Origin of the sequence: Halocatena pleomorpha (assembly GCF_003862495.1) — an archaeon.
Taxonomy (GTDB): domain Archaea; phylum Halobacteriota; class Halobacteria; order Halobacteriales; family Haloarculaceae; genus Halocatena; species Halocatena pleomorpha.
This window is the reverse complement of the sequence record NZ_RRCH01000003.1, coordinates 434,959-458,737: the sequence shown is the minus strand read 5'-3', so window position 1 is coordinate 458,737 and position 23,779 is coordinate 434,959. Positions and strand designations below refer to the sequence as shown.

The window sequence follows — 23,779 nt, the reverse complement described above, 5'->3', positions numbered from 1 at the left end:
TGGCGTCGTATCCCAACTATGCACGAGGCAATCATCAGCGTCGACGGAGACGGTGCGTATGCGGAGGCGACAGCCGAGACGGACGCACGGATCGAACTCTGGTGTGCCGAACAGCGGGATCTACTGTCGGTCGTCGGTCCGTCCGAGTCAGTCCTGCGTCGGGTTGAGTCGGCGGTCGGCGTCAGCGATTCCATCGCGCACGACACGGCGGCGATCATCGTCACCGAACACTGTTTAGCTGAACACGGAACGGAGACGATCGATCCGTATTTCGATCGCCACAACTGCTTGTTGTTGCCCCCGTTGCGGTACGAAGCAGGGATGAAACAGTGTCGCGTGCTCGCGCTCGATTCGGGATCACTCACCGCGTGCTACCGAGAGCTCGTGACCGATGACGTGCCGGTGACCGTCGAATCGAAACGCGCCGCCGAGGTCGTCTCACCGTCGCCGTCGCCACCGTTCGAGGAGATCGTTCCCGAACTCACAGAGCGCCAGCGAAATACGCTTTCGGTGGCCTATGAACACGGCTACTACCGAATTCCGCGCGAGACGACGACGCAAGCGATCGCAGACCACACCGGCGTCGATCGACGGACGGCTGAGGAACATCTCCGGCGAGCTGAGAATAAATTGGTAGAATCGATTATAAGATACGTTTGATTATCAATCTATGTACAAGCAATCGATTGATGGGTGGCACAATATGTCCTCTCCCCCCTGACTAATCATAATAGGTCTGTCTTATCATAATATTCTCAGACAAGACTATTCAGATATTGGTGAAAAAAGCGCTAAAAGCACATAAAACGAGTGATTTAGAAAATACTAACAGATAGATATCTATATATTGTACAATATTAATTTCTACATATAATTATATTATTTTGTGTAATGTATCTTACTATAGCTGTATGTGCGAGCACTGTTATGAATCGATCGGTACCTCGACAGTGCGTTACAAACCCGAACAACTGTTAAGTGACATGCAAATAATGATTCAATAGCGAGGAACGACACGACCCATTCGATGAAAGACACATTCTATTGTTCACAAGCACCCACACCGATTGAAGAACAGCGTATCGATTCAGTACCGTATCATCACTGACTGCTTTGGACATACCAATGCGACAGCAATGTCATAACGACCGACCCGTGTACGAACACCGTCGTCCTGCGCCGCCATGTCGGGCGTCGGTAGTGCTCACAATCGCTCCGCTCCTGCTTGTGAGTACGATGTCATTCTCCAAACTCACGCTTGTGTTCGTCCTCAGTGTGCTTCTTGGTCGTGTTACCGGATGAGTCGCTACGACCAGAGAGGTCTGTGCGGCAATTCCGTTACAGTATTATCTCTGTAATGGCTGATCGGTCGGCGTTGAAGTTCTGAACGACTCTGGGGATCAGTGACGCCAGAACTGATGCGTCCTATCCGGTGGGATCGGATGTCTTCATCACCGACAGCAGTCGTATGGCTGCTACCGATCCCGATCAACCGGTGTGGAACGATCTGGAACGGATGATGTAACTGAACGTCTCCGGTGATATCGGATGGAGACCACAGCATCGAGTTCGCGGGAAATGACTGTCTCTTCGTGGAGCGTCGGCAAAATCTGAGCGGACGCTGAGACGTATTTTCGGAATGACAACGTGTTCACCGTCGTGCCCTTTCCGCTGTTGGCGGAACATATGCCGCCACGACAGGGCCGATCACACCATCCGGTACACTTCGTCCATCCAGGGGTCGGACTCTTCGAGGAGAATCGACGCCATCACCTCGTCCCACTCGGCCTGTGCATTGCTCTCTGTCATAATCGTCCGGATCACCTCGGGCTCCTCAACTTCCATGTAGCCGAACACGTGTCCATCCTTTTCGAAGACGCTGTACGCTTCTACTCCGGCTGCCGAGTCGAGATACGCCGATTCGAGTTCGGTCGGAACGTTCTCGTGCTCGGTTCGATACGCCGCGCGCTGTCCCTCTTCAATGCGGTAGTGAAACGCGATTCGCTCCATCCGGTCACTGATTCGACAGCACCGATCTTAGTTCTTCTGGGAATTTCCGCCGTAGATAAGGTTTAGTACGCGGACGTTCCACGTTATTTGCATGTTCGACACACACACTCACGCGTGGGGTCCTGCGAGTGATGCCCATCCGTGGGTGAACGGCCCACTCCTAGATCGCGTCGATAGTTTCGATGTTCACACTGTCTACACCGCTGATCGGCTTTTGGCCGACATGGATCGAACCGGCGTTGAACGGGCTGTTGTCGTCGGCTATCCCATCTGTGAGTGGGTGGACAACTGGTACACGATACAGGCAGCGACAGAGCACGACCGACTGTACGGCGTCGTGATGCTCGACCCGTTCGCCACCGACGCCGCCGACCGCCTTCGTCAGTGTATGGCGACTGACAGCGTTCTCGGGGTCAGACTCGGCGGGGCTTGTCCGTACGATCAGATGTGGGAGACGTTCGATCCGAGCGTTACGTGGCTCAGGGACGCGATCGAGGAGACGGCGTTTTGGGAGGCGGCTGTCGAGACGGGCGCGATTGTACAACTCCTCTGTGACCATCGCCAACTCGACCAGGCTATAGCGCTCGTGGAAGCGTATCCCCAACTCACGTATCTGTTCGACCACTTCGCCCACGCGGGTCCGGAGACGCCTCTTGAAGACGGAACGTTCACCCAGTTCACCGAACTGGCGGCGTACGACAACGTGGCGGTGAAGGTTTCTGAGATTCCCCATCTCTCGGAGACGACGTTTCCGTACGAGGATATGCACGATCATGTGCGGTGGCTTCTTGAGACGTTCGGCCGCGAGCGCGTCGTCTGGGGCTCTGACTATCCCAACGTCAGCGATGTCGCAAGCTACGCCCAGTCGCATGAATGGCTTCGATCGGTCGAAACCCTCTCAGCGACGGATCGGAAATGGCTGACCGAAACCGCCTTTTGTCGTCTCGCCGGTCTGCACTGAGAGACGATTGGTGCCAACCTTATCACATCCGCTGTGAAAGGTTTCACCGACGAAAGATTTTAGCCTCACCGACTGAACGATACTGGTAGCGCACAATGGAAATCACAGGTGTTTCCGCGACAGCCGTTAGTACAGAATCTTGGGGAGAGTTCGTCGAGTTCCCGCTTGTTACAGTGATGAGTGGGTATGAGGAGTACAACAACGCTGAAGGCGACACTCCACAAGCCCGCCGGAAGTGGATGGGTCCGGTTGGAGATGTAATTGTCGAGATAGAAACCGACGCGGGCGTCACGGGCGTCGGTCACGGCAACTGGGCAACCGGTGCCATCGCCACGATCGTCGAGGAAACGCTATCGAAGCTCATCGTCGGTGAGGATCCGAACGAGCGGGAACGGCTCTGGGACGTGATGTATCGGGCGACGATCCCCTTCGGTCGGAAAGGCGCTGCCATCGAGGCGATCAGCGCCGTCGATCTCGCCCTGTGGGACATCGCTGGGAAAGCGGCCGAAAAGCCCGTTTACGAGTTGTTGGGTGGTCCCGTGACGGAGGAAATCCCTTGTTATGCGAGCAATCTTCACCCGGTGGATCTCGACACGCTCGAACGAGAGGCCATCGATTACGTCGAACAGGGATTCGACGCGATGAAGATGCGCTTTCAGTACGGTCCTGGCGCCGGACGACGCGGCATGAAGAAAAACGAGGAACTCGTCGCAACGGTTCGGGACGCCGTCGGTGACGATATCAAACTCGCGGCTGACGCCTACATGGGGTGGAACGTCAGATACGCCAAGAAGATGCTCAAACGCCTCGAAAAATACGATCTGGCGTGGGTCGAAGAGCCGGTTATCCCTGATGACATCGATGGTTACGCGGAGGTCCGGGCGTCGACCGACATCCCGATTTCGGGCGGCGAACACGAGTTTACCCGGTGGGGGCACAAGGAACTACTCGAACGCGGCGCAGTCGATATTCTCCAGCCCGACGTTCACCGGTGTGGCGGACTGACCGAACTCCAGCGCATCGACGCCCTTGCGAGTGCCCACGACGTGCCGGTTATCCCGCATTCGGGAACGAATCCCCATCTTCACTTCATCGCAGCGTCGACCAACGCTCCGATGGCCGAGTACTTCCCCATTCCAGACTGGTACAAAGAACAAAAAGAGGAGAAGGATTCGACGTACGCCGACGCCATCTACCGCGATCCACCCGCTGCGGAGGCTGGCGTGATCGAGTTGCCCGACGGTGTGGGGTTGAGCACCGCGCTTAATCACGAAGCACTCGAACGGTTCGCTGTGGAATAATCATGTCCGACATCAGCTTCGAATACAACGTGCCCGTGTTTGCTGGTGCTCCCATCGATGGGACAGAGCCGACGCACCGCGACACACCGGCGTATGAATCCCTCGACTGGGCGACGACACGAGAGGGCGTCGAAACGGCGGAAACGCTGGGCTTCGACGCGGCGTGGGTTCCCGATCATCTCATGCTCGGTCGCGACCACGCCGAATACGAGTGTTGGACGCTGCTGTCAGCGATGGCGGGCTTCACAGAGGACATCAACATCGGATCGCTCGTCCTCTGCAACGACTACCGCAATCCCGCGCTGGTCGGGAAGATGGCGGCGACGCTCGATGTCATCTCGGAGGGCCGACTCGAACTCGGACTCGGGGCTGGGTGGCACGAACGCGAGTACGACGCCTATGGCTGGGAGTACCGCGACGGTTTCGAGCGGCTGTTACGCCTCGATGAGGCGATTCGGTTGATCAAGCAGTTGTGGGACTCTGGCGCGGACGGTGCACAGTTCGACGGCGATCACTACCGGATCGAGAACGCCTACTGTACACCGGGACCCTTCCAAGAGCCCCACCCGCCAATCCTCGTCGGCGGCCAGGGCGAAGACGTGACGCTCAAACTCGTCGCCAAACACGCCGATATCTGGAACACGGATGTGTTCAATGGCGATGTTGACACGCTCGAACGCAAGATCAACGTCATCGAAGCGCACTGTGAGACGGTCGATCGGGATCCCGATGAGATTGAATACTCTTGGGACGGCCACATCCTTTGCACCCGCGATGAGGAAAAGCTGGATCGGCTGCTCGATCTGATGACACCGATCCAGTTCGAAGAATCGTACACTGATCGACCCGACATCACGCGCGACAACGCGGACGAGTATTTCATCATTGGCACACCTGAGGAGTGCGCGGCTGCCATCGAACGACGGATCGACGCTGGCGTGGAGAAGTTCATGGGGTGGTTCGTCGACTTCCCAGACACCCACGGAATGGAACTGTTCGCTGATGACGTCATTCCTCAGTTCCGTTAGCCGCTCCAGCTCACGCTGTCGTTAATCAGTCAACGAGCAGTTCGATCGGATGGGATGGTCGGCGTTCAAGAAGCGAATCCAACTGTTCGAGACAGGAGGTTCCGCTTGCGACTACTGTCCGGTCACGGGCCGATGGAGCACTGAACTGATCGCGTAGCTCGTTACCGACGGCTATACTCACGTCGAAATACTCCGATTTGTACCCGAAGCTGCCGGCCATGCCACAACATTCGACATCGGAGGTTAGAACGTCGAAACCGCACTGTTCGAGCACGGCCACAGTGTGGGCTTCGAGATCAAGGGTCCGTTGCTGACAGTGGCTGTGGTAGGCGATGTCGGTTCCCTCGCCGTCTCGTAACGACGTGCTATCGGCTCCGTTTGCTAGCAGACCGAAGACGTATTCCATGATCTCGTAGCTGTTGGTCGCAAGCCGCTCGTGTGCGTCCGGATCGAGCAATCGCTCGTACTCCCGTTCGAACATCGCCAGATCGCTCGGCTCGATGACGACCACATCGCGCCCGTCTGCGATGTACGGCGCGAGGGTGTCGCTGACCCGTTCGGCGTGACTGCGGGCCGTCGTGATCATCCCCTGTGACAACGGTGCGCGGCCACTCGATGGCACTGACGGGACGACCACATCGACACCGAGCGCTTCGAGGACGCGCACCGCCGCCGTTCCACGATCAATCTGGACGTGGTTCGTGTAGAGATCCGGATACAACACGGCTCGTCGACGAGGAGTGTCGACCGGCGTTTCACGGCCCTGAAACCGATCAACCAATGTTCGTCGGTGGAACGTGGGGAGATCACGGCGTGGATCGATACCGAGCAGACGGTGTAACAGTTGGCGTGAAACAGTCTGTTCGGCCAGCCAGTTCGAGAACGGTGCCAGTGCGGAACCAAGCCGTGCGACCGCCTCGAAATTGCCGAAAAACCGCTTTTGGAGCGGCGGGCTTTCGTCTTCCGCATCGGGCGTGAGTCCGTCGACCAGAACGTCGACGTTCACCTCCTGATCCCGATTGACGCGGTCTCGCACCACGGTGTTGATCCACGGAATGTCGATGTTCACGGGACAAGCGTCGACACAGCGGCTACAGCCGGTGCAGAGATCATTGAACCCCCCAGCCACGTCGAGTCCCTCGATACCAGCCTCCCAGCCGGTCGCGATCCCACCGGAGTATGTTTCACCACCGAACGCGTGTCCGCCGACCTCCTGGAAGTTGGCACAGACGTTCGAGCAGGCCGAACACCGGATGCAGTACAGCGTCTCTCGCAGGTCGTCGTCCTCGCGCATCGCCATCCGGCCGTTGTCGATCAACACCACGTGAAACTCGCGGTCGTTGTCGATCTCCGACAAGGGCGTCTCTCTATCTGTATCGTCGATCACCGGCGTCTCGACCGGCGGCGTCAACAACGACACGTAGGAAGTGATGTCTTGGCCGGTTCCCGAACGACCGATCAACTCCACGAATGGCCGTAGATCCTCGGTCGTCGGAACAATTTTTTCGACACCCGCGACAGCGATGTGGGTGTCCGTTCCGGCGACCGTTTTGCGAGCGTTCCCTTCACTCGTGACGAGCGCGATGGTTCCGGTGTCGGCCGTGATGAAGTTGGCTCCCGTCATCCCCACGTCGGCCTCCCGAATCCGCTCACCCAACTTCTCCCGTGCGAAGGCAGTGAGTTCCTCGGCCGTTTCGAGGGGGTCTGTAGGCTCGAAGACTTCTTCGAACAGTTCTGTGATGGCGTCACGGGATTTGTGGATCGCAGGAGCGACGATGTGTGATGGGGCCTCCTCAGCCACCTGTAGCACCCACTCACCGAGATCCGTTTCGACGACATCGTGCCCATCGACTTCGAGCGCCTCGTTGACATCTATCTCCTCCGATGTCATCGACTTGCTCTTGACAACCGTTTTCTCGGTTTCCGCACCGACGACCGTTCGAACGTACTGGTTCGCGTCTGCGGCGTCGTCTGCGAGATACAGCGTCCCCCCGTTGTCTTCAACGGTCGAGCGGAGCTGATCGATCAGTTCGGGCAGTCGCTCGATGGCGTCCTCCTTGATCGCTCGTGCGTCCGCTTTTACCGATTCGTACTCATCCAGACCGGCAACTGCTTCGTATCGACCCTGATTGAATCCACGCGTGTTCGTCTGGATGGCCTCACCCTCCGTAGCCATGATCTCGCGGAGACGATCTGCGTTCGACACTGATCAGCCCTCCACGACGACGACGCTGACGGTGCTCGGTCCGTGAGCGCCCGTCACCAGAGAACCCATGTCTGCCGTCGCGCTCGGTCCTGTGGCGACGATTGCGCTGCCGTACGTCTCCGACAGCTGCCGGCCGAATCGGTCGAAGGCGTGCTCCATATCCGCCACGATGTCCTGCTCGTCAACGATCGCAATGTGGTGATCCACGTACAAACTCACCAGCTCGCTTCCGGCCGCTGTCGATGGAAGGACGACCGATCCGTAGTCAGCGATGGCGAACGCTGCGGGCGTGATCCCCGTCTGTGCGGCATGCAGTTCCGATGGCGTCGGATCGATGGTGACGGTGTCGGGGAGAGAAACATCGTCGTGATCGAGCGTAACTGCGACCGTCTCACCGATGAGCAGTTCCGCAATCGCCTCCGCGACAGCTGCCGGTGGAACGCGCCGTGTTTCGACGCCGACGCTCGCCAGAGACTCCGTGAAGAGCTGTTGTTCGGTCGACATGGGACAGAAATGGAACTGCGCGAGTATTTAGTTTTGGGACTGGTGAGCCACGACTGGGTTCGTGAGTGTTCCGATCCCGTCAATCTCGATATCCACCACGTCACCGGGTTCGAGTAGTTCCGGTGGCTCACGGAAGATCCCGACGCCACCAGGGGTCCCTGTCGAGATGACATCCCCGGGACGCAGCGTCATCGCGGCGCTGATGTACTCGATGAGTTCGTCCACATCGAAGATGAACTGCTCCGTATTGGACTGTTGTCTCGTCTCGCCGTTGACGCGACAGGCGATATCCACAGCGTTCGGCTCGAAGAACGCGTCAGGCACGAGCGTCGGTCCCATCGGGGCGAACGTGTCGTAGCTCTTCCCCCGAAGATACTGCTCGTCTTCGAACTGCGCGTCGCGCGCGCTCACGTCGTTGACTGCGGTGTAGCCAGCGACGTACTCCCGGGCGTTGGCAGCGTCGACGTTTTTGGCTGTTTTCCCGATGACAACGCCGAGTTCGACTTCGTAATCGACTTCCTCGATCCCTGCCGGATGGACGATGGGATCACCAGGGTTCGTGACAGCGGTCGGGGCTTTTCCGAACAGCAGCGGCCGCTCAGGAACGTTTTCATTCTGCTCCTCAGCGTGGTCGTGGTAGTTGAGTCCTACACAGACGATCTTGCCCGGACGGGGGACCGGAGCGAGTTGTGTGATGTTCTCAAGCGGGAGCGCACGATCTTGTGCTGCGTTGAGGCCCTCCTCGACGACACGGTGGAAGCCAGGGCTGCCAAACTGGGAAATCGAAACGTCATCACGGAGTCCCGTGAGTGGAACAACGGTGTCATCCTGCTGGACACCCCACTGCGGAGATCCGTCGACGACGTATCTCGTGAATTGCATCGGACTGCTGTACAAGGACATGAAAATTAATAGTTTCGCTGTCGGGATCCAGCCAGACGGGTGCTGGTGTACGATTAGGAATAGGTGAGATTGACCTCAATGACGTTGGCGCTCCGCCGAACCAAGTTCGGCAGCTCATCAGTGAACGTTTCGCCCATCATCCGACTCTTCGGTCCGGAAACGCTGATGGCCGCGATGGCACGGCCATCGCTGTCAGTAATCGGAGCCGCGACACACCGCATCCCGTCAACGCGTTCCTCGTCATCGAACGCGTAGCCCCGTTCTCGAACGTCTTCCAGCGTGTCGAACAAGCGTTCCCGCTCCGTGATCGTGTTCTCGGTGACCGCCACGAGACCCTGTCGGTCGAGGATGCTCTCTACTTCTTCCCTCGGTCGGTGAGCGAGAATCGTTTTTCCGAGTGCTGTCGTCTGCAATGGAACGCGCATCCCGGCGTACGTGTCTAACTGCACTGCGTCGGCTCCACGGTCTTTGTAGAGAAACACGCCCCAATCGTGCTCCTCGATCATGAGATTCGCGTGCTCGTTCGTCTTCGAAGCGAGCTCTTCGACTTGCGGCCGAGCGACGTTGTACACCTTCATTCGGGTGCGTGACTTCTCACCAAGATGAAGGAACCGGGCACCCACGTGGTACGTGCCGTCGTTGTTGAGAAGATATTCCATCTCGGTGAGTGTCTGTAAGTGATCGTGAATCGTGCTGGTCGGCATCTCCAGTTCACCGGCGAGCTCAGACACCCCCGCACCGTTCAGTTCGTGGAGCGTCTCGATGATCTCGAACGTCGTCTTCGTCGCCTGCACTGATGTGCCATCCGTAGCCATGAAAGTCGTGTTCATTGTCATACATGATAATTGTTCCGGTGATACCGGAGATGAGCGGTGGGATATCCGACCAAATTTTGGGCGTGCATGGGACCACAGCAGAGTAGTGTATGGAATCATACATCATACACGTTCACATGATTTTTGTCATAGAATTATAGTTATTTGATATGATGGCCCTGATAATCACGAGATGGCCGGAACAGAACTAGACGTACAATTGATCGTTAGAGCAAGTTACGGATAATATGTAATAACTCTCACCGGTAATGATCGGGGTTTGTTCGCCCGGCCCGGTGGAAACCAGGAAATTCCGTGACTGGAAACGCGTTCGTCGATTGTATTTGTGGAACTGCTACAGTTCCCGGACCAGTACTCGGTCCTCAACCTCGTGGCCGGCGTGCTCGACCGTCCGTTCCTGGTTGATTTCGAACCCGTGTTTCCTGTAGAAACTCAGAGCGATGTTGTTTTCGGCCATGACGGTGAGCCACGCCGACGCACAGTTTCGCGCACGGAGGTCTTCGAACAGTCGGTTTAGCAGTTTAGTGCCAGCCCCGTCCCCCCACCGGTCGGGATGGACATAGATCCGCCATACGACCGCGTCGGCGGGACCGTCTTCACTAGGACCTCCCTGCGCGAATCCGATCACCTCCGCCTCGACCGCTACAATCATCGTGGTGTCGTCTTTTCGAATGGCTGTTTCGAGACTGTCTCTATCGTACCATTCTGCGAGCATGTCCTCGACGGCGTTTGCACCGACGATGGGCGCATGAGCTGCGTGCCACGCCTTCCGCGCGACGTGTTGGACTGCCACGGCGTCCGCAGGCGTCGCCGTTCGAAATTCCATTTTTCTAACACATGTCGGTCGTTGTTGTGAAGGTGTCGGTGGATATCGATGGGAGTGCGCTCAGTCGTCGTCGCGTCCGAGCACGAACATCATGAGCGCAACGAGTGCAACGATCGCCTGAACCACACCGAATCCTCCTCCGGTGACGCCGCTACTCCCGGTAGTATCGGGTGATGAGCGATGTGTTGGCGGGTGGGAGTTGACTAGGGGGGTGTTCTCATCGGGTGTTTCAGTCGTCGGTTCGGTTCGATTGTCGGACGCCATACGGATCTCAACCGGTTCGTCCATGGCGAGTTCGGTCATCTCACCGGTGCCCGAGCGGACGAGCCAGCGCTTGATCTCGTTCTGTTCGGGCCGGCCTTCCCACTCTTCCCACGGGTAGTTCTCGGAATTCTCGTTGAATCTCATAGCAACCGTGATGGTGTCGTTCGTTTCTTCGAGCCCTCGAAACGCCGCCCCGTCGGTCCGGTGCCCGTTCATGAGCCACTCGATGTGGCTTGACCGACGACTGTGGCGAAACACGTCGTCGCGGTTGTTGTACGTGTCGTCTTCGACGACCCAATCGCCGCTCTCGGGCAGCCCAGAGATATCGGCTGTGATGACCGCTCCGCCCCCAGTGGTGTTGCTGTGCTCGTCATGGAGAAACACGAGGCTCAGCCCACTCTGTCCGTGGTAGACGAACAGCTGACTGACCTGGTCCATCTGGATGTCGTCCGTTCCGTAGGAACTGTACTGGCCCTCCGGCTCGGTGGCTGGTGAGCGATAATCGTAGAACGCTTCGACTGAACGGGTGCCGTCGCCAAGTGGTGTGACCCGAATCGAATCGTCACCCTGTGTAAAAACGACCGTCGGCGTCTCTGCTTGACCCACTGCTGGTGTCCCGACCACCGCAACAACGATGACCAGCCCGATGACCGAACTGACCACGATCTGTAGCGTGTTCATCCGTCGCCCCGTCGCTGGATCAAGCGGGATCCACGCCGGCCACGTCGTACACTGTCGTGGTCCATTGCTACGCTGTCGACAGCAGATGACTGTATAACGACAACACGACACATGTAACAAACCACGGTAGCCGGTGCAAAAACAGATGCGCTTGTTGACAACGAGCGGTACTGACTGTATCGATAGAGAAATTAGACCAGTGTCGAGTCAACCGGTGAACAACTGAACGTCTGCGATATGTTCGGATTCTTCTTTCATTGCGGAAAATTTCTCGTATCATCCGAGTTCGAACGGATTGTCCGCACACAGTCCATCAATTGCTGTTTTCGAGGGAGCTGCTCCGCTGAAAACGACGTGGTACGTCGTCGATACTGGTGTGTTCTCACCGTGGATCTCGTGGACGCGTGTTCGTTGCTCTACCCCAATCCCCGCGCTGTCGGCGGCCGCGACCGGATCTAGGACTGATTACCTGAATTGGGGCGCTAAGGCCCCTTCCTTAAGGAGCGACCGAAGGGAGCGAGTAGGGAGGGAATACAGCGTTACGGTCGTCCGTTGCTATCACAATGTTGCCCGTGAAATTCTAACTCAGATTGAATTTCATATTTCTCTGATGAAAAGCTACCATCAATGTTGCTTTGCTGTCGTTCCGTTATTTCCATCTTCTACTGTTTTTGTTCTCTCCTTTGGAGACCAACGAGCGATTCCACCGACCCAGCCGTTCCAATCGCTGTTTCGAGGCAAAACGACTCTCGTATAACCGTCACAGGTAATACAATTCAGTCCGAATAGAACGTGTGACACGGAGTCCGACTCTGAAAACCCTGCAGATCCTCATCGGGGTGTTTCTCGTTCAAATCCTCGCCGGAATTTTCCATATCGGATACGGTTTGTTCGCGCTTTCACTGCCGCTTTCTGTCGCACCGTGGACCATCGTGGTGAGCGTGTACGCCCACGCCGGTCTCGTTCACCTGGTCGGGAACGCGTTCGCACTCGTCCTTTTCGGGCTCGCGGTCGAACGGGTGACCACACCAGCGCGCTTTCACCTCTACTTTCTCGTTTCTGGCGCGCTCGCTGGCGTCACGCAGGTAGCTGTGTCGGGGTTGTTCGGGCCATCAGTTTCTGTGATCGGAGCCAGCGGCGCGGTGTTCGCGTTACTGGGGTACGCGCTCACGGGGAACGCGTTGGCTATCGGCGTCCTCTCGCGGTTGAGTCAGCGCGCCCAAGCCGGCGTGTTCGTCCTCATCGCTGTCGTAGTCACGTTCCTCACGGCCGGTCCCGGCGTGGCGCTGTTGGCGCATTTCACAGGACTGGTCATCGGTCTTCTCGCCGGGCGCGTACGATTACTCCACACCGACGGAAACACGGACTCAACGACCGCAACGAAGCCGTAGCGACAGTTGGTTTCTCACCCGGAGTGTTCGACCAGCGGTGTACCGTCGGCACGCGGACCGAGCTGCGGACCAAATGGTGGCGCTGTCGGATCAATCTCTCGTCGTTCAGTGTAGTCCGTCGATCGTTCGACAGGAACGCGTCCGATAGCGGTGATCATCTCGACGTACTCACGGAATGAGCGGGCTTCCCCGTACCCGCCACCAGCGCGCTTCGTGATCTCTTCCGAGAGGATGGTTCCCATGAAATCATCGGCACCACACGAGAGCATCTTTAGCCCCAGCTCGTCGCCGTATTTGACCCACGACGACTGGATGTGATCGATATTGTCAAGAAACAGCCGGGAAACGGCGATCATCAGCTCGTCTTCCGCAGTGGTCGCTCCGTCGTCGATCATCCCCTCTTCGTACAGGGGGGTGTTGGGGTGGATAAACGAGAGCGGCACGAATTCAGTGATAACCCCGGTTCGGTCCTGAATATCCCTGACGCGTTTGAGGTGCATGATCCGGTGCATCTCGTTTTCGACGTGTCCGTACATGATGGTCGCAGTCGTCGACAGCCCCACATCGGCAGCGGCTTCGATCGCGTCCATCCACTCGTCGGTACGCATCTTGCCGGGGCAGATGACATCACGCACCTCATCAACAAGGATCTCTGCGGCCGTTCCCGGTACACTGTCTAGCCCGGCCGCTTTCAACCGGCCGTACACCGCTTCGTAGCTCCACTCCGTTCCCCGACGAGCGTGGTAGGCCTCTTCGGGCGTCATCGAGTGGAGATGCACGTCGTCGACTGACATCGCCGCCATCTGTGCTGTGTATGTCCCCGGGTTCTTCTCGTAGCGTTCGGGAGATTTGTAGTTGAGATCGCCTCGATCGCTGGCTTCGAGTATTTCGCGGTGCTCGTCGTCGAGCGCGAACGCCGGATGGAGCCCAGAGACGGAGGTGACTTCGTAGATCCCTGTATCAAGCGCGTCCGCGACGATGGCGCGGGATTCTGCCGGCGTCTTGGTGAATCCGTCGTGTGCGGCGTCGTTGTCTTGCAGAAACTGCTTTGACCGATCTTTGAAGTTGCAGAACAAACAACCCGTGTTGCAGGCCGTCGTGACGTTGTTGTTGAGATTGGCGATGATCGTAACTTCGTCACCGACGATCTCCTCACGCCGACGGTCAGCGATTTCGAGGACTACCTCTTTCCGACGGGGATCGATCCCGTCCCGGTCCGTTCCCGTCGTGAGAAGCTCAACGCCGTCAGCGACCGTGAGCCGATCGCCTGCGCGGGCTTTCGCTACCGCGTTCTCGAAACTCTGGTCGGTCTCCGGTCGATGGGTAAAACCGAACCGGTTCCGCGGAACGTTCGCTTGAACCGGTGAAACGCTCGTCATATTTTTGGATCAGAGGGATCTACAAAGTAGCTTACGTTCCTCCCAGTACTGACAACATCCGGGTCTGCACTGACGCCGCTATCCGCTATGTGTCACCCTGTCTCGGCTTCGACGTTTTGCTCAGTCCGTTCATCGATCGGCACGCTCGGATTAGCGTTGTGCAGTTCTTCGGGTGTTCCGAGCTGCACCGCCTCGGTGTCGACTCCGTTCCGGAGGTGGGTCGTCCCTTGATGAACGTAGATGGAATCGGAGAGATGGAGCTTGATCGCCTCCAGAAGCGCGTCGGCCTCAAGTGGTTGTCCACGACGCTGGAGATCGGTTTCCGTAGCGTCGGCAGGAACATTGAACGCCCGTTGCGTGATGATCGGTCCTTGATCGAGATCCGTCGTCGCGTAGTGTGCGGTGACGCCAGCGATCCTGACACCCGCATCGAGTGCCTGTCTGTACGGTTCCGCACCGGGGAAGGCAGGGAGCAACGATGGGTGGATGTTGATGATCTGTCGCTCATACCGGAACACGACTTCAGGACCAAGGATCCGCATATACCGGGCCAGAACCACGAGATCGACGTCGTACTCCGAAAGCAACGTCAACAACTGCTCTTCGTCGGGCGTGCCGTTTTCGTCCCCGATATCGTAAAAGGGGATGTCGTGCGCCGTGGCAATGGATTCGAGATCCGAGTGATTTCCGATGACGACCCCGATTTCGGCGTCCAGTTCTCCGTCTCGTTTCGCTTCCAAGATCGCCTCCAAACAGTGTGATTCCTTGGTGACGAGGATCCCGAGCCGTTTGGCTGTTGACTCCGCGGGGAACCGGATTTGTATGCTCACACCCAACTCCTCCCCGAGTTCGTGAAGGTCATCGCGGAGCGTTTCCGGCCGACAAACCATTTCAGCGGTGTCGACGTGCATGGTCATCCGGAACAGCCCGTCTTGAACGGCTTGGTCCAAATTCTCGATGTTGATCCCGCGCTCGAAGAGTAGATTCGTGATGTTCGCTATCAGTCCCGTGTCGTCGGTGCCAACGATGGTTACCTCAGTGTACTCTTGTGTCTTCATTTGAGAATATTCCCTCATATCGTCTGCCGCTATTATATTAGGGATATCCAACAGCATAAAAACTCATCGTCTCAGGACGAGCGTTCCGTGGTGTGGTATCGAACGACAGCCACCGCTCGGACGAGAACGTTAGCTCGTGTCTGTTTCTATTGCTTTCTTCAGTACTATCGGAGTGATGACAGCGTCTGATACACCGATCGCAAGCACGAGCCATCGCATGGTCCCTTCAAGGAAGGCGAACGCGATGAACGCCAAAATAACAAATCCACTGAAACCAGCAGCGTACGGAATGATCGCTTTGAGCTGAGTGCTCATAACGAAAACATTATCGAATAGAGTATTATTAGTTTCGTTTCTATATTATAAGATCTAATTTAGTGCCAGATATACCGAGTGGTCATGGTCGAAAACGAGAGAGGTGTTTCGGCCAGTCAAACTCTTTTGCGCGTCGGTTCACTACTACCCGCATGGTCTCCCCGTTCGATGTGCTACAACTTGATGCGGACGCGGACGACGCTCAGATCGAGCGTGCGTACCGTCGACGGGTGAAAGAGTCCCACCCAGATCACGGGGGATCGGTCAGAGAGTTTCAGCGTGTTCAGTCGGCATACGCGGCGCTCACAGGCGACGCCGGCATCGACGTACAGGAGGAAGGGACCGACGACGAAGCCGGACGAAATGGAACGTCTCGCGTCGAATACCTCAACTACGAAGTCCTCGACGATCACGGGTGGGACTTCGATGACGAAGACCTGTTCGAGAAAGCGGCTGCTGCGGACCTCGATCCAGCTGACTACGGACGGTTCTTAGTCCATCCACACGAGTCACTGCTTGAAGCGGCCGAGAACCGCGGCTTCGTGTGGCCGTACGCCTGTCGCGGCGGGGCGTGTGCCAACTGTGCGGTTGGAGTCCTTGCGGGTGAGCTTGCGATGCCGGTCAACACCATCCTCCCGTCGGAGATGCTCGCGTGTGGGATCCGCCTTTCATGTAACGGCGTCCCGATCACCGAGACGATGAAGGTCGTGTACAACATCAAACACCTCCCCCGGCTCGATGAACTCCGATTGCCACCCCGCCCGTTCGAAGAGGCCCACAACGACTGAGGGTCTCGATACGGACAAGGTGCTTGCCGTAGCTGGCTATCGACACGGAGCAACTCACTCAGGCGTCCTGAGCAAGCTATGCGAGGTTTTCGGCTTCGATCGTCTCCCAGATCTCGGCTCCTTGTTCTGTGATCCCGTACACCCGACCTTTCTTTCGGTCGTCGGAAACAAGAAGCTCAACGAACGCCTGCTCGCGCAGTTCACCCAGCGCCCGCGAGATGTGCGACATAGACAACTCCGTGTCTTCGGCCAGCTGTGACGGCGTTGCTGGCTGATTCACCAGATATTTGAGGACGGTCACGCGATACGTCGAGGCAAGGACGAAACTCACCTCATCCCAATGCGGTGCCATTCCATACCACGACATGACTTCGTCTGCTAGCTACTTGAGTACTCGGGCTACACTCGACGGAAAACAAAGATCTAGCGTCAGTCAGTCAACCCGTAGCCGTGTTTGAACAGCCATACGTCGACTGCGACGACGACAACGGTCGCGCCCGTGAGCACTGCGAGAGACACGACTGGACTGATGTCACTGAAGTCGAGGAACGCGAACCGGACGCCCTCAACCATGTACACCATCGGGTTGAGCAGCGAGACGGACTGCCAAAATGAGGATAAGGCGCTCAGGGGATAGAAGACCGCGCCGAAGAACACCAGTGGTCGGATGATGAACTGGTTCATCACGGTCAGGTGGTCGAAGTCCTCTGCCCACAGTCCGCCGATGACGCCGAACCCTGCGAACAGCAGCGTGATTATGAACACGAACGCGACGACGTAAACAGGGTGGGCGAATCCGACCGGTGTCATCGATGGAATGACGTTCGTGAACAACACACCAACTCCTGTTATCAACGCGGCGATGAGGGTACCCCGCAGCGCGCTCGCTGCGACGTACGCAAGCACCATTTCAGTGTACGAAAGGGGTGATGTCTGAACTTCGTGGATATACTCGTTCCATCGCCCGTGAAAGATGGAAAACGAGGCGTTTTGGAAGGCGTCGCTGACCGCACCGAGTACGACCAATCCCGGGAGGATGAAATGGATGTACGTAACGTCACCACCGACATCGATGCGTCCACCGAGGATCACACCGAACACGATCAGATAGAGGGCGTTCGTGATCGCCGGCGGGAGAAACGTGTTTCGGGGGCGGCGAACGAACCGGAGTATCTCCCGGTGGATGAGCGTCCGCAACCCAGCGGAACCAATACTCATAGCATCCCCTCCGGTGTGGCTCGTTCTGGATCAGATGTGGATTCCTCGTCAGTGCCGGTCAGCGAGACGAACACCTCTTCGAGTGACGTGCGCGAGATGTCCATATCGACCACGGTGTGTCCCTGCCGGTCGAGGCTGCGAACCAGCGCAGGTGCAACCGCGCCGCCTGTGGGGGCAGTCACCACGAGGGCGTTGTCTGTCATCTCTATCTCCGTGACGCGTTCGTCGTCGATATCCGGTGGTCGGACGGGTGGCGATTCGAGTTGGAGACGAATCGTGTCGTTTCCGCGTTCCATCAACGATTCCGGACTCGCAACGGTGAGCTTCTGTCCCCCGTCCATGATGGCAACCGTATCACACAGCCGTTCGGCTTCCTCGATGTAGTGGGTCGTCAGCAAGATCGTGGTGCCGTCATCGTTGAGTTCGGTGATGATCTCCCACAGATCGTGGCGGAGTTCTACGTCTACGCCGGCAGTCGGTTCGTCGAGAATGAGCAGATCTGGGTCCGAGACGAGCGCCCTGGCGAGCATGAAGCGGCGCTTCATCCCGCCCGATAACCAGTCGAACCGCGTGTTGCGCTTGTCATAGATCCCAACCGTTTTGAGCGCCCTGTCGGCGCGTTTGCTCGCCGTTTCGCCGGTGATACCGTGGTAGCCCGCCTTGTGGATCAACACTTCCCGGATCGGGAAGAACCGGTCGACGTTGAACTCCTGCGGTGCGAGTCCGATCCGATCGCGGGCGTCCCGGTATTCCGACTGCACGTCGTGACCGAACACGCTTGCCTCTCCCCCTGATTTCCGAACGAGTCCGACGAGAATGTTGATGAACGTCGTCTTTCCTGCTCCGTTGGGACCGAGCAGACCGAAGAACTCGCCCTGTTCGACAGAGAGAGAGATCCCATCCAGCGCTCGAACGCTGCCGTAGCTTTTTTCGAGATCCGTCGTAGAAATGGCAAGCGACACGAACATACATAGGGTGGGCAGACGATTAAACGTGTTGTGTCGGTGTGGCTGACCCACTGCCGTGAGTGCTTTCGGTCGTCCACCCGTCTGTCGCTCCTGAGCCGGCGGAACTCCGAACCCCGATCCGTTTCAGAACGCTCACGCCGCAGATTCCCTGTGGCGCGTTCAATAGAGGTAACCATACTGCTACATACTACTCATTTCTATCAGATCTCACTATACCACGTGTTTCATATCATTTAATTATATATACATCTTACATCGATGTACTCATATTATAAACCTCTTTAGGACGGATCTGTCTGTACTCGGGTGATGGCGTACGACACAGAGCGGCTGTCTGGACCGGTGTCACGACGTACATTTCTCCTTACGTCCGGCATGGTGGGGACGACAGCGCTTGCTGGCTGTCTCGGTGGAGGAAGTGGAGGAAACGACCAGTCATCTGGTGACACCACGGGCACGTCGACGCTGACCGGAGACGGTTCATCGACGGTGTTTCCGATCATGAATACGGGAGCGAGCTACTGGAATTCGAACCCAGAACCGGGTGATAAAGATTACTGGCCGAACAAGTGGGCAAAACAGACGTACAACACCGACAACCGTCTCGCGGATTTCTTTGCCAAAAAGTACGGCTATGAGACCACGGGCAAGCGCTCAAACCCACCGTTCCGGGTGAGCATCGCGCTCAGTCACTCTGGTACGGGCGTCGAGGGCGTAATGGACGGTCGGATCGACATCGGTGACGCGAGCGCCTCGGCACAGGCCGAGCTCTCGGGAAAAGACGTTTCGGACGCTGAAATGAAGAAGTTCGTTGACCACGTGGTCGGCGTCGACGGCCAGCCGATCGTTGTGAGCAAGGCGATCAAAGACGCGGGCGTCACAACGATCACGCTCGCTCAGCTAAAAAAGATCTACCGCAAAAAGATCACGAACTGGAGCGAGCTCGGCGGTCCCGATAAGGATATCCTCGTGCTTGGTCGAGCTACAGGCTCTGGTACTGACACCGCGTTCCGATCGAACGTGTACGGTGATCCCGAGGCCTCCATCAGTCCTGACCAGCGGTACGGGAAGAATCAGCAACTCCAACAGGCCGTCTCACAAGCCGACAATGCGATCGCGTATATGGCACTCGCGTTCGTCCAACCCGACGGACAGGTGCCGCCGATCGGCCTCAAAATCGATGGCACGTTGTATAAATACGGCAAAAATCTTGGAGCGAAGAAATACCCGCTCTCGCGGGACCTTCACGCTTACACGTGGGAAGACACCTCCAAAAAGGAAGCCGCGTTTCTCAACTTCATCCTGAGCGACTTCGGGCAGGAAATGTTCGTCAAGGAGAACAACTACTTCGCGCTCCCGAAGGATCGACTCAAGCAACAACGCAAGAAAGTTGAATCGAGCAAATACGAGTGAGTTGCTTTCGCAGTGTCCACACACGTATTCAGCTTCCGATCGAAGACGTGATGATAATGTCAAAATTTGATACTCTTTCGACGCGCGTTCACAGACACCGACCAGAGGACGACGGTGCGTTAGCGGTATTGGGAGTCGGTTTCAGCTGTCTATTGATCGCGTTTGTACTGTTTCTGACCGGATCGGGCCTGACTGCTGTTCCGTTCCTCGGGTTCCTCGTAGCGGCGGGCGTCGGGTGGATCGCTTACCAGCCCACGACGGCAAAGTGGCTCATGTTTCTGGCGACGGTTGTGACCGTTATGACCCTCGGTCTCATCGTGGCGTTCATCGTCCGGGAGGCGATTCCAGCCATACGGATGATGGGGGTGGACCTTCTTATTCGGACGAATGAACCGCTGTGGGGCTCGGGGACGTTTTCGCTGGCACCGATGATCGTGGGTACTGCAACGACAACAGTGATCGCGATGACTATCGCGGCTCCGCTTGGGATAGCGGGGGCGCTGTTTCTGAGCGAGATCGCCCCATCCACGGTTCGTGAGATCGTCAAGCCCGGAATCGAGTTATTGGCAGGCATCCCGTCCATCACCTACGGATTTATCGGGTTCGTCATCATCAACGGCTTTTTCGACAGCCAACTTCAGACGCCGACGATTGGTAACTACTTCACCGTCGGTCTGGTGATCGGAATCATGGCGCTCCCGACGATCGTGACGGTCGCTGAGGACGCCATCTCGACTGTGCCTGAATCGATGAAAAGCGGCTCGTTGGCGGTCGGGACGACCGATTGGCAGACGATGAAGAGCGTCACGATCCCGGCGGCGTTTTCAGGCATCTCTGCCGCGGTGTTACTCGGTGTCGGCCGTGCAATGGGCGAGACGATGGCCGCGACAGTGATGATTCCCCACACCAAGGGATTTCCCTCCCCGTTGTTCGATGTATTCGGGGGAACTGGTGAGACGCTAACCACGGTGATCGCCTTTGAGGGTGGGAACGCCAGTGGAACCCACATGAGCGCGCTGTTTGCGGCTGGCGTCATCCTATTCCTTACCGTACTCACGCTGAGTGTCGCTTCACAGATCATTGAATCGAGAATGCAGCGGAAACTGGGTGGGAAGCAATGAGCACAGAGAGACAGACACAGCTTGTTTCGACGCAGTCGTCGATTGGTAGCCGAGCCACCGTGGCGATCATCGGTCTTGGACTCGTTGTGTTTGCGGTGAGTTGGCTGGCGCTGTTCCAGTGGATTGGTGGCGAGACGGACGTTCTGGGTGTCGGCCTGTTCCGTCTGCTTGGCGTTTGCCTCCTGTTCATTGGTGTTGGTACCGGTGCATGCGGATTTGCCGCCCGTTCCGGTCGAATCGCTGCGACGCCACGACGGTCTGCTGGACTGCTTACGGGCGTGCTGTTTGGTCTGCTGGGCTTTCTGGTTGGTGGGTTGAGCGGTGCCCAGACGTTCGGTCTCGGCACCGCCGGCTGGTTGGTGTCTGCCGCGGGGATTGGTACCGCTGCCGCCACGGCAGCTGTGTTTCCCCGCGAGGAGTTGGGGTCCACTATTCCACCAAGCGTGTTCGTGACGTTCGTCGGAGCTGTCATCACGGCCGGAATCATCGACGCCGGCTGGACGTGGACGCCGGTGGATCTCTCAGTAACGTTGATCGGACCGGTCGTAGTTCCCTTACTCACAATCGTTGCGTCATTGATCGGTGTTTGGAGCGCGGCGAAAGCTCACAGCGGATTCGGTGCTCGTGGCCGACAGAGCGGCGCGTTTCTCCTCATCTCGTTGAGCATCCTCGGGATGCTCTCGGTGCTCGTGTTGTTGGTTGGGTTTATCGTCGTTCGAGGACTCGACACCGTGTTGACCGACGCAGGCGTGGGAATTGGTTCGATCACCGTTCTGAACATTCAAATCCCATGGGTTGACGTTCAGATCCCGTTTTTGATGAACGTCACGCAGGGTCTCTTTGTCGATGTCAACGGCATCTTGCCCGCCATCGTGGGGACGCTCTGGTTGGTTATCGGGGCAGTCGTTTTCGCCGTGCCACTTGGAATCGGTGCTGCGATCTTCCTTACCGAATACAGTGAAAGCGAGCGGTTCACACAGCTCGTGGAGATCGCTACCAACGGACTGTGGAGCACGCCGAGTATCGTTTTCGGTCTTTTTGGACTCACATTTCTCCTTCCACGAATCAGTAACAACCACCGATCGCTCCTCGGTGGACAGCTCGTGCTCGGGTTCATGTTGTTACCACTTGTGGTCATCACCAGCTACGAGGCGATCAAGGCGGTACCGGACGAGTTCCGGGACGCGAGCGCCGCACTCGGGGTCACGAGATGGCAAACCATCAGAAGCGTCGTGCTTCCAGCAGCGATGCCCGGTATCATCACGGGAATCATTCTCGGCGTGGGCCGGATCGCCGGTGAAACCGCACCGCTGTTGTTCGTGTTTCCGAGATCAACGTTTCCCAGCTCAGTCCCGAACGTGCTTGGATCGTTCGAGTTCTCGCTTGCGCCCCCCTTTGTAACCAACGAGGCGCTACTGAGCGGAGGGAGTGCGCTCCCCTACCAGTTGTACGCCTCAATCACCAGCGGCCACGTTCCCGGCCAGACGTTCACCGTCGAACAGTTCGGCTGGGGAACGGCGTTCGTACTGTTGATTGTTGTTCTCGCGCTGTACGGTATCGGCATCACAACCAGGCTTTACTTCCAGAGGAAGCTCCAGCATGAGTGACATTGATATGAAACAAACACGGGCAGAATCAAACGAACAGCGGACGACTACTACGGTTGGTGAGACCGAGGAGGAACTTCAGTCGGAGTGGTCGGCGTACGAATTCGACGGCCAGACCAAGATTTCCGTCTCAGATCTGGATGTCTACTACGGCAGCGATCAGGCACTGCGGGGGGTGTCAATGGACATTCCCGAGAAGAGCGTTACCGCGCTCATCGGGCCATCGGGGTGTGGGAAATCGACGTTCCTCCGGTGTCTCAACCGGATGAACGACCGCGTCAGCAGCGCTCGGGTCGAGGGATCGGTGACGCTTGACGGTGAGGAGATATACCAAGACGGCGTGAACCTCGTCGAGCTACGAAAACGCGTCGGAATGGTGTTTCAGGCCCCCAATCCGTTTCCAAAATCCATCAGGGATAACATCGCCTACGGGCCGCGCAAACACGGCGACATCGACACCGGTCTACTCGCGCGCCTGCTGGGCGACGCAAACCCCGAGGAAGAAGAGGATTTGATCCAGCGATCGCTTCGGCAGGCGGCCCTCTGGGAGGAGGTCAGCGACCGATTGGACGACAACGCGCTCGGTCTGTCGGGTGGACAGCAACAGCGGCTCTGCATTGCTCGGTGTCTTGCGGTCGATCCTGAGATCATCCTGATGGATGAACCAGCTTCGGCGCTAGATCCGATCGCCACCTCGAAGATTGAGGATCTCATCGAATCGCTGGCCCAAGAGTACACGGTGGTTGTGGTCACGCACAATATGCAACAGGCCGCACGAATCTCGGATCAGACGGCAGTCTTTCTCACTGGCGGCGAACTCGTCGAATATGACGACACGGACACGATCTTTGAAGATCCCAATAGCCAGCGGGTCGAAGACTACATCACCGGCAAATTCGGATAATCGTCGTGACACGAGAGCACCACTAATAGTCGTTTCTCACCACAGCGTCATACTCTCCTGCCTGCGTAGACAGTATTTATCCGGTTACATCCCCAAT

23 protein-coding genes are annotated in these 23,779 nt (G+C 57.3%); 10 read left to right on the top strand and 13 right to left on the bottom strand.

Annotated features, from left to right (window positions below; translation table 11 throughout):
* The first annotated feature begins 18 nt into the window (after positions 1–18).
* The gene (locus tag EIK79_RS03310; RefSeq protein WP_124953690.1) at positions 19–660 is read left to right on the top strand and encodes a helix-turn-helix domain-containing protein; all 642 of its coding nucleotides are present in this window, start codon (positions 19–21) and stop codon (positions 658–660) included.
* A gap of 1,047 nt (positions 661–1,707) precedes the next feature.
* On the opposite strand, the gene EIK79_RS03305 is transcribed toward EIK79_RS03310, so the two are convergent.
* A complete protein-coding gene (locus tag EIK79_RS03305) occupies positions 1,708–2,010 on the bottom strand; it encodes an L-rhamnose mutarotase (RefSeq protein WP_124953689.1) in 303 nt (100 codons plus the stop codon).
* 91 nt (positions 2,011–2,101) lie between these two features.
* Between EIK79_RS03305 and EIK79_RS03300 the strand changes: the two genes are divergently transcribed.
* From EIK79_RS03300 to EIK79_RS03290, 3 genes are all read left to right on the top strand, one after another.
* A complete protein-coding gene (locus tag EIK79_RS03300) occupies positions 2,102–2,971 on the top strand; it encodes an amidohydrolase family protein (protein ID WP_124953688.1) in 870 nt (289 codons plus the stop codon).
* A 95-nt stretch (positions 2,972–3,066) separates the two neighbouring features.
* Complete coding sequence (locus EIK79_RS03295; RefSeq protein ID WP_124953687.1) at positions 3,067–4,272, top strand: enolase C-terminal domain-like protein; 1,206 nt, start codon at positions 3,067–3,069, stop codon at positions 4,270–4,272.
* A 2-nt stretch (positions 4,273–4,274) separates the two neighbouring features.
* The gene (locus tag EIK79_RS03290; RefSeq protein WP_124953686.1) at positions 4,275–5,300 is read left to right on the top strand and encodes an LLM class flavin-dependent oxidoreductase; all 1,026 of its coding nucleotides are present in this window, start codon (positions 4,275–4,277) and stop codon (positions 5,298–5,300) included.
* Between the two features lie 25 nt (positions 5,301–5,325).
* Here the strand turns inward: EIK79_RS03290 and EIK79_RS03285 are convergent, their stop codons facing one another.
* From EIK79_RS03285 to EIK79_RS03260, 6 genes are all read right to left on the bottom strand, one after another.
* A complete protein-coding gene (locus tag EIK79_RS03285) occupies positions 5,326–7,476 on the bottom strand; it encodes an LUD domain-containing protein (RefSeq protein WP_124953732.1) in 2,151 nt (716 codons plus the stop codon).
* 33 nt (positions 7,477–7,509) lie between these two features.
* Positions 7,510–8,010 (bottom strand): LutC/YkgG family protein, encoded by a 501-nt coding sequence (locus EIK79_RS03280; protein ID WP_124953685.1) that lies wholly within the window; start codon positions 8,008–8,010, stop codon positions 7,510–7,512.
* A gap of 27 nt (positions 8,011–8,037) precedes the next feature.
* Positions 8,038–8,892, bottom strand: coding sequence for a fumarylacetoacetate hydrolase family protein (locus EIK79_RS03275; RefSeq protein ID WP_124953684.1), 855 nt, complete (start codon positions 8,890–8,892; stop codon positions 8,038–8,040).
* A gap of 74 nt (positions 8,893–8,966) precedes the next feature.
* Complete coding sequence (locus tag EIK79_RS03270; protein ID WP_124953683.1) at positions 8,967–9,728, bottom strand: IclR family transcriptional regulator; 762 nt, start codon at positions 9,726–9,728, stop codon at positions 8,967–8,969.
* 355 nt (positions 9,729–10,083) lie between these two features.
* Entirely contained in the window at positions 10,084–10,575 is a 492-nt protein-coding gene (locus tag EIK79_RS03265; protein WP_124953682.1) for a GNAT family N-acetyltransferase, read from the bottom strand.
* A 60-nt stretch (positions 10,576–10,635) separates the two neighbouring features.
* A complete protein-coding gene (locus EIK79_RS03260; protein ID WP_124953681.1) occupies positions 10,636–11,520 on the bottom strand; it encodes a cell surface glycoprotein related protein in 885 nt (294 codons plus the stop codon).
* A 794-nt stretch (positions 11,521–12,314) separates the two neighbouring features.
* Here EIK79_RS03260 and EIK79_RS03255 point away from each other — a divergent pair.
* A complete protein-coding gene (locus EIK79_RS03255) occupies positions 12,315–12,911 on the top strand; it encodes a rhomboid family intramembrane serine protease (protein ID WP_368276577.1) in 597 nt (198 codons plus the stop codon).
* Between the two features lie 14 nt (positions 12,912–12,925).
* Here EIK79_RS03255 and cofH read toward each other — a convergent pair whose 3' ends face one another.
* From cofH to EIK79_RS03240, 3 genes are all read right to left on the bottom strand, one after another.
* Positions 12,926–14,290, bottom strand: coding sequence for a 7,8-didemethyl-8-hydroxy-5-deazariboflavin synthase subunit CofH (gene cofH, locus EIK79_RS03250; protein ID WP_124953679.1), 1,365 nt, complete (start codon positions 14,288–14,290; stop codon positions 12,926–12,928).
* A gap of 92 nt (positions 14,291–14,382) precedes the next feature.
* Positions 14,383–15,348 (bottom strand): formyltetrahydrofolate deformylase, encoded by a 966-nt coding sequence (locus EIK79_RS03245; protein ID WP_124953678.1) that lies wholly within the window; start codon positions 15,346–15,348, stop codon positions 14,383–14,385.
* 129 nt (positions 15,349–15,477) lie between these two features.
* Entirely contained in the window at positions 15,478–15,663 is a 186-nt protein-coding gene (locus tag EIK79_RS03240; protein ID WP_124953677.1) for a hypothetical protein, read from the bottom strand.
* Positions 15,664–15,815: 152 nt separating this feature from the next.
* Between EIK79_RS03240 and fer the strand changes: the two genes are divergently transcribed.
* Entirely contained in the window at positions 15,816–16,451 is a 636-nt protein-coding gene (gene fer / locus EIK79_RS03235) for a ferredoxin Fer (RefSeq protein ID WP_124953676.1), read from the top strand.
* 76 nt (positions 16,452–16,527) lie between these two features.
* On the opposite strand, the gene EIK79_RS03230 is transcribed toward fer, so the two are convergent.
* The 3 genes from EIK79_RS03230 to EIK79_RS03220 form a co-directional block, all read right to left on the bottom strand.
* Complete coding sequence (locus EIK79_RS03230) at positions 16,528–16,803, bottom strand: winged helix-turn-helix domain-containing protein (protein ID WP_124953675.1); 276 nt, start codon at positions 16,801–16,803, stop codon at positions 16,528–16,530.
* A gap of 77 nt (positions 16,804–16,880) precedes the next feature.
* Complete coding sequence (locus EIK79_RS03225) at positions 16,881–17,669, bottom strand: ABC transporter permease (protein WP_124953674.1); 789 nt, start codon at positions 17,667–17,669, stop codon at positions 16,881–16,883.
* Positions 17,666–18,631 carry an ABC transporter ATP-binding protein gene (locus EIK79_RS03220; protein ID WP_124953673.1) on the bottom strand — a complete coding sequence of 322 codons (966 nt, stop codon included), beginning with the start codon at positions 18,629–18,631 and terminating at the stop codon, positions 17,666–17,668. Before EIK79_RS03220 ends, EIK79_RS03225 begins: the two co-directional genes overlap by 4 nt.
* Positions 18,632–18,946: 315 nt before the next feature.
* On the opposite strand from EIK79_RS03220, the gene EIK79_RS03215 reads away from it, so the two are divergent.
* The 4 genes from EIK79_RS03215 to pstB are packed head-to-tail and all read left to right on the top strand — an operon-like array spanning position 18,947 to position 23,682.
* Positions 18,947–20,050, top strand: a complete 1,104-nt coding sequence (locus EIK79_RS03215; protein WP_124953672.1) for a PstS family phosphate ABC transporter substrate-binding protein — start codon at positions 18,947–18,949, stop codon at positions 20,048–20,050.
* A 56-nt stretch (positions 20,051–20,106) separates the two neighbouring features.
* Entirely contained in the window at positions 20,107–21,171 is a 1,065-nt protein-coding gene (gene pstC / locus EIK79_RS03210; RefSeq protein WP_124953671.1) for a phosphate ABC transporter permease subunit PstC, read from the top strand.
* Positions 21,168–22,778, top strand: coding sequence for a phosphate ABC transporter permease PstA (gene pstA / locus EIK79_RS03205; protein ID WP_124953670.1), 1,611 nt, complete (start codon positions 21,168–21,170; stop codon positions 22,776–22,778). Before pstC ends, pstA begins: the two co-directional genes overlap by 4 nt.
* Positions 22,771–23,682, top strand: coding sequence for a phosphate ABC transporter ATP-binding protein PstB (gene pstB / locus EIK79_RS03200; protein ID WP_124953669.1), 912 nt, complete (start codon positions 22,771–22,773; stop codon positions 23,680–23,682). Before pstA ends, pstB begins: the two co-directional genes overlap by 8 nt.
* The last annotated feature ends 97 nt before the right edge of the window (positions 23,683–23,779 follow it).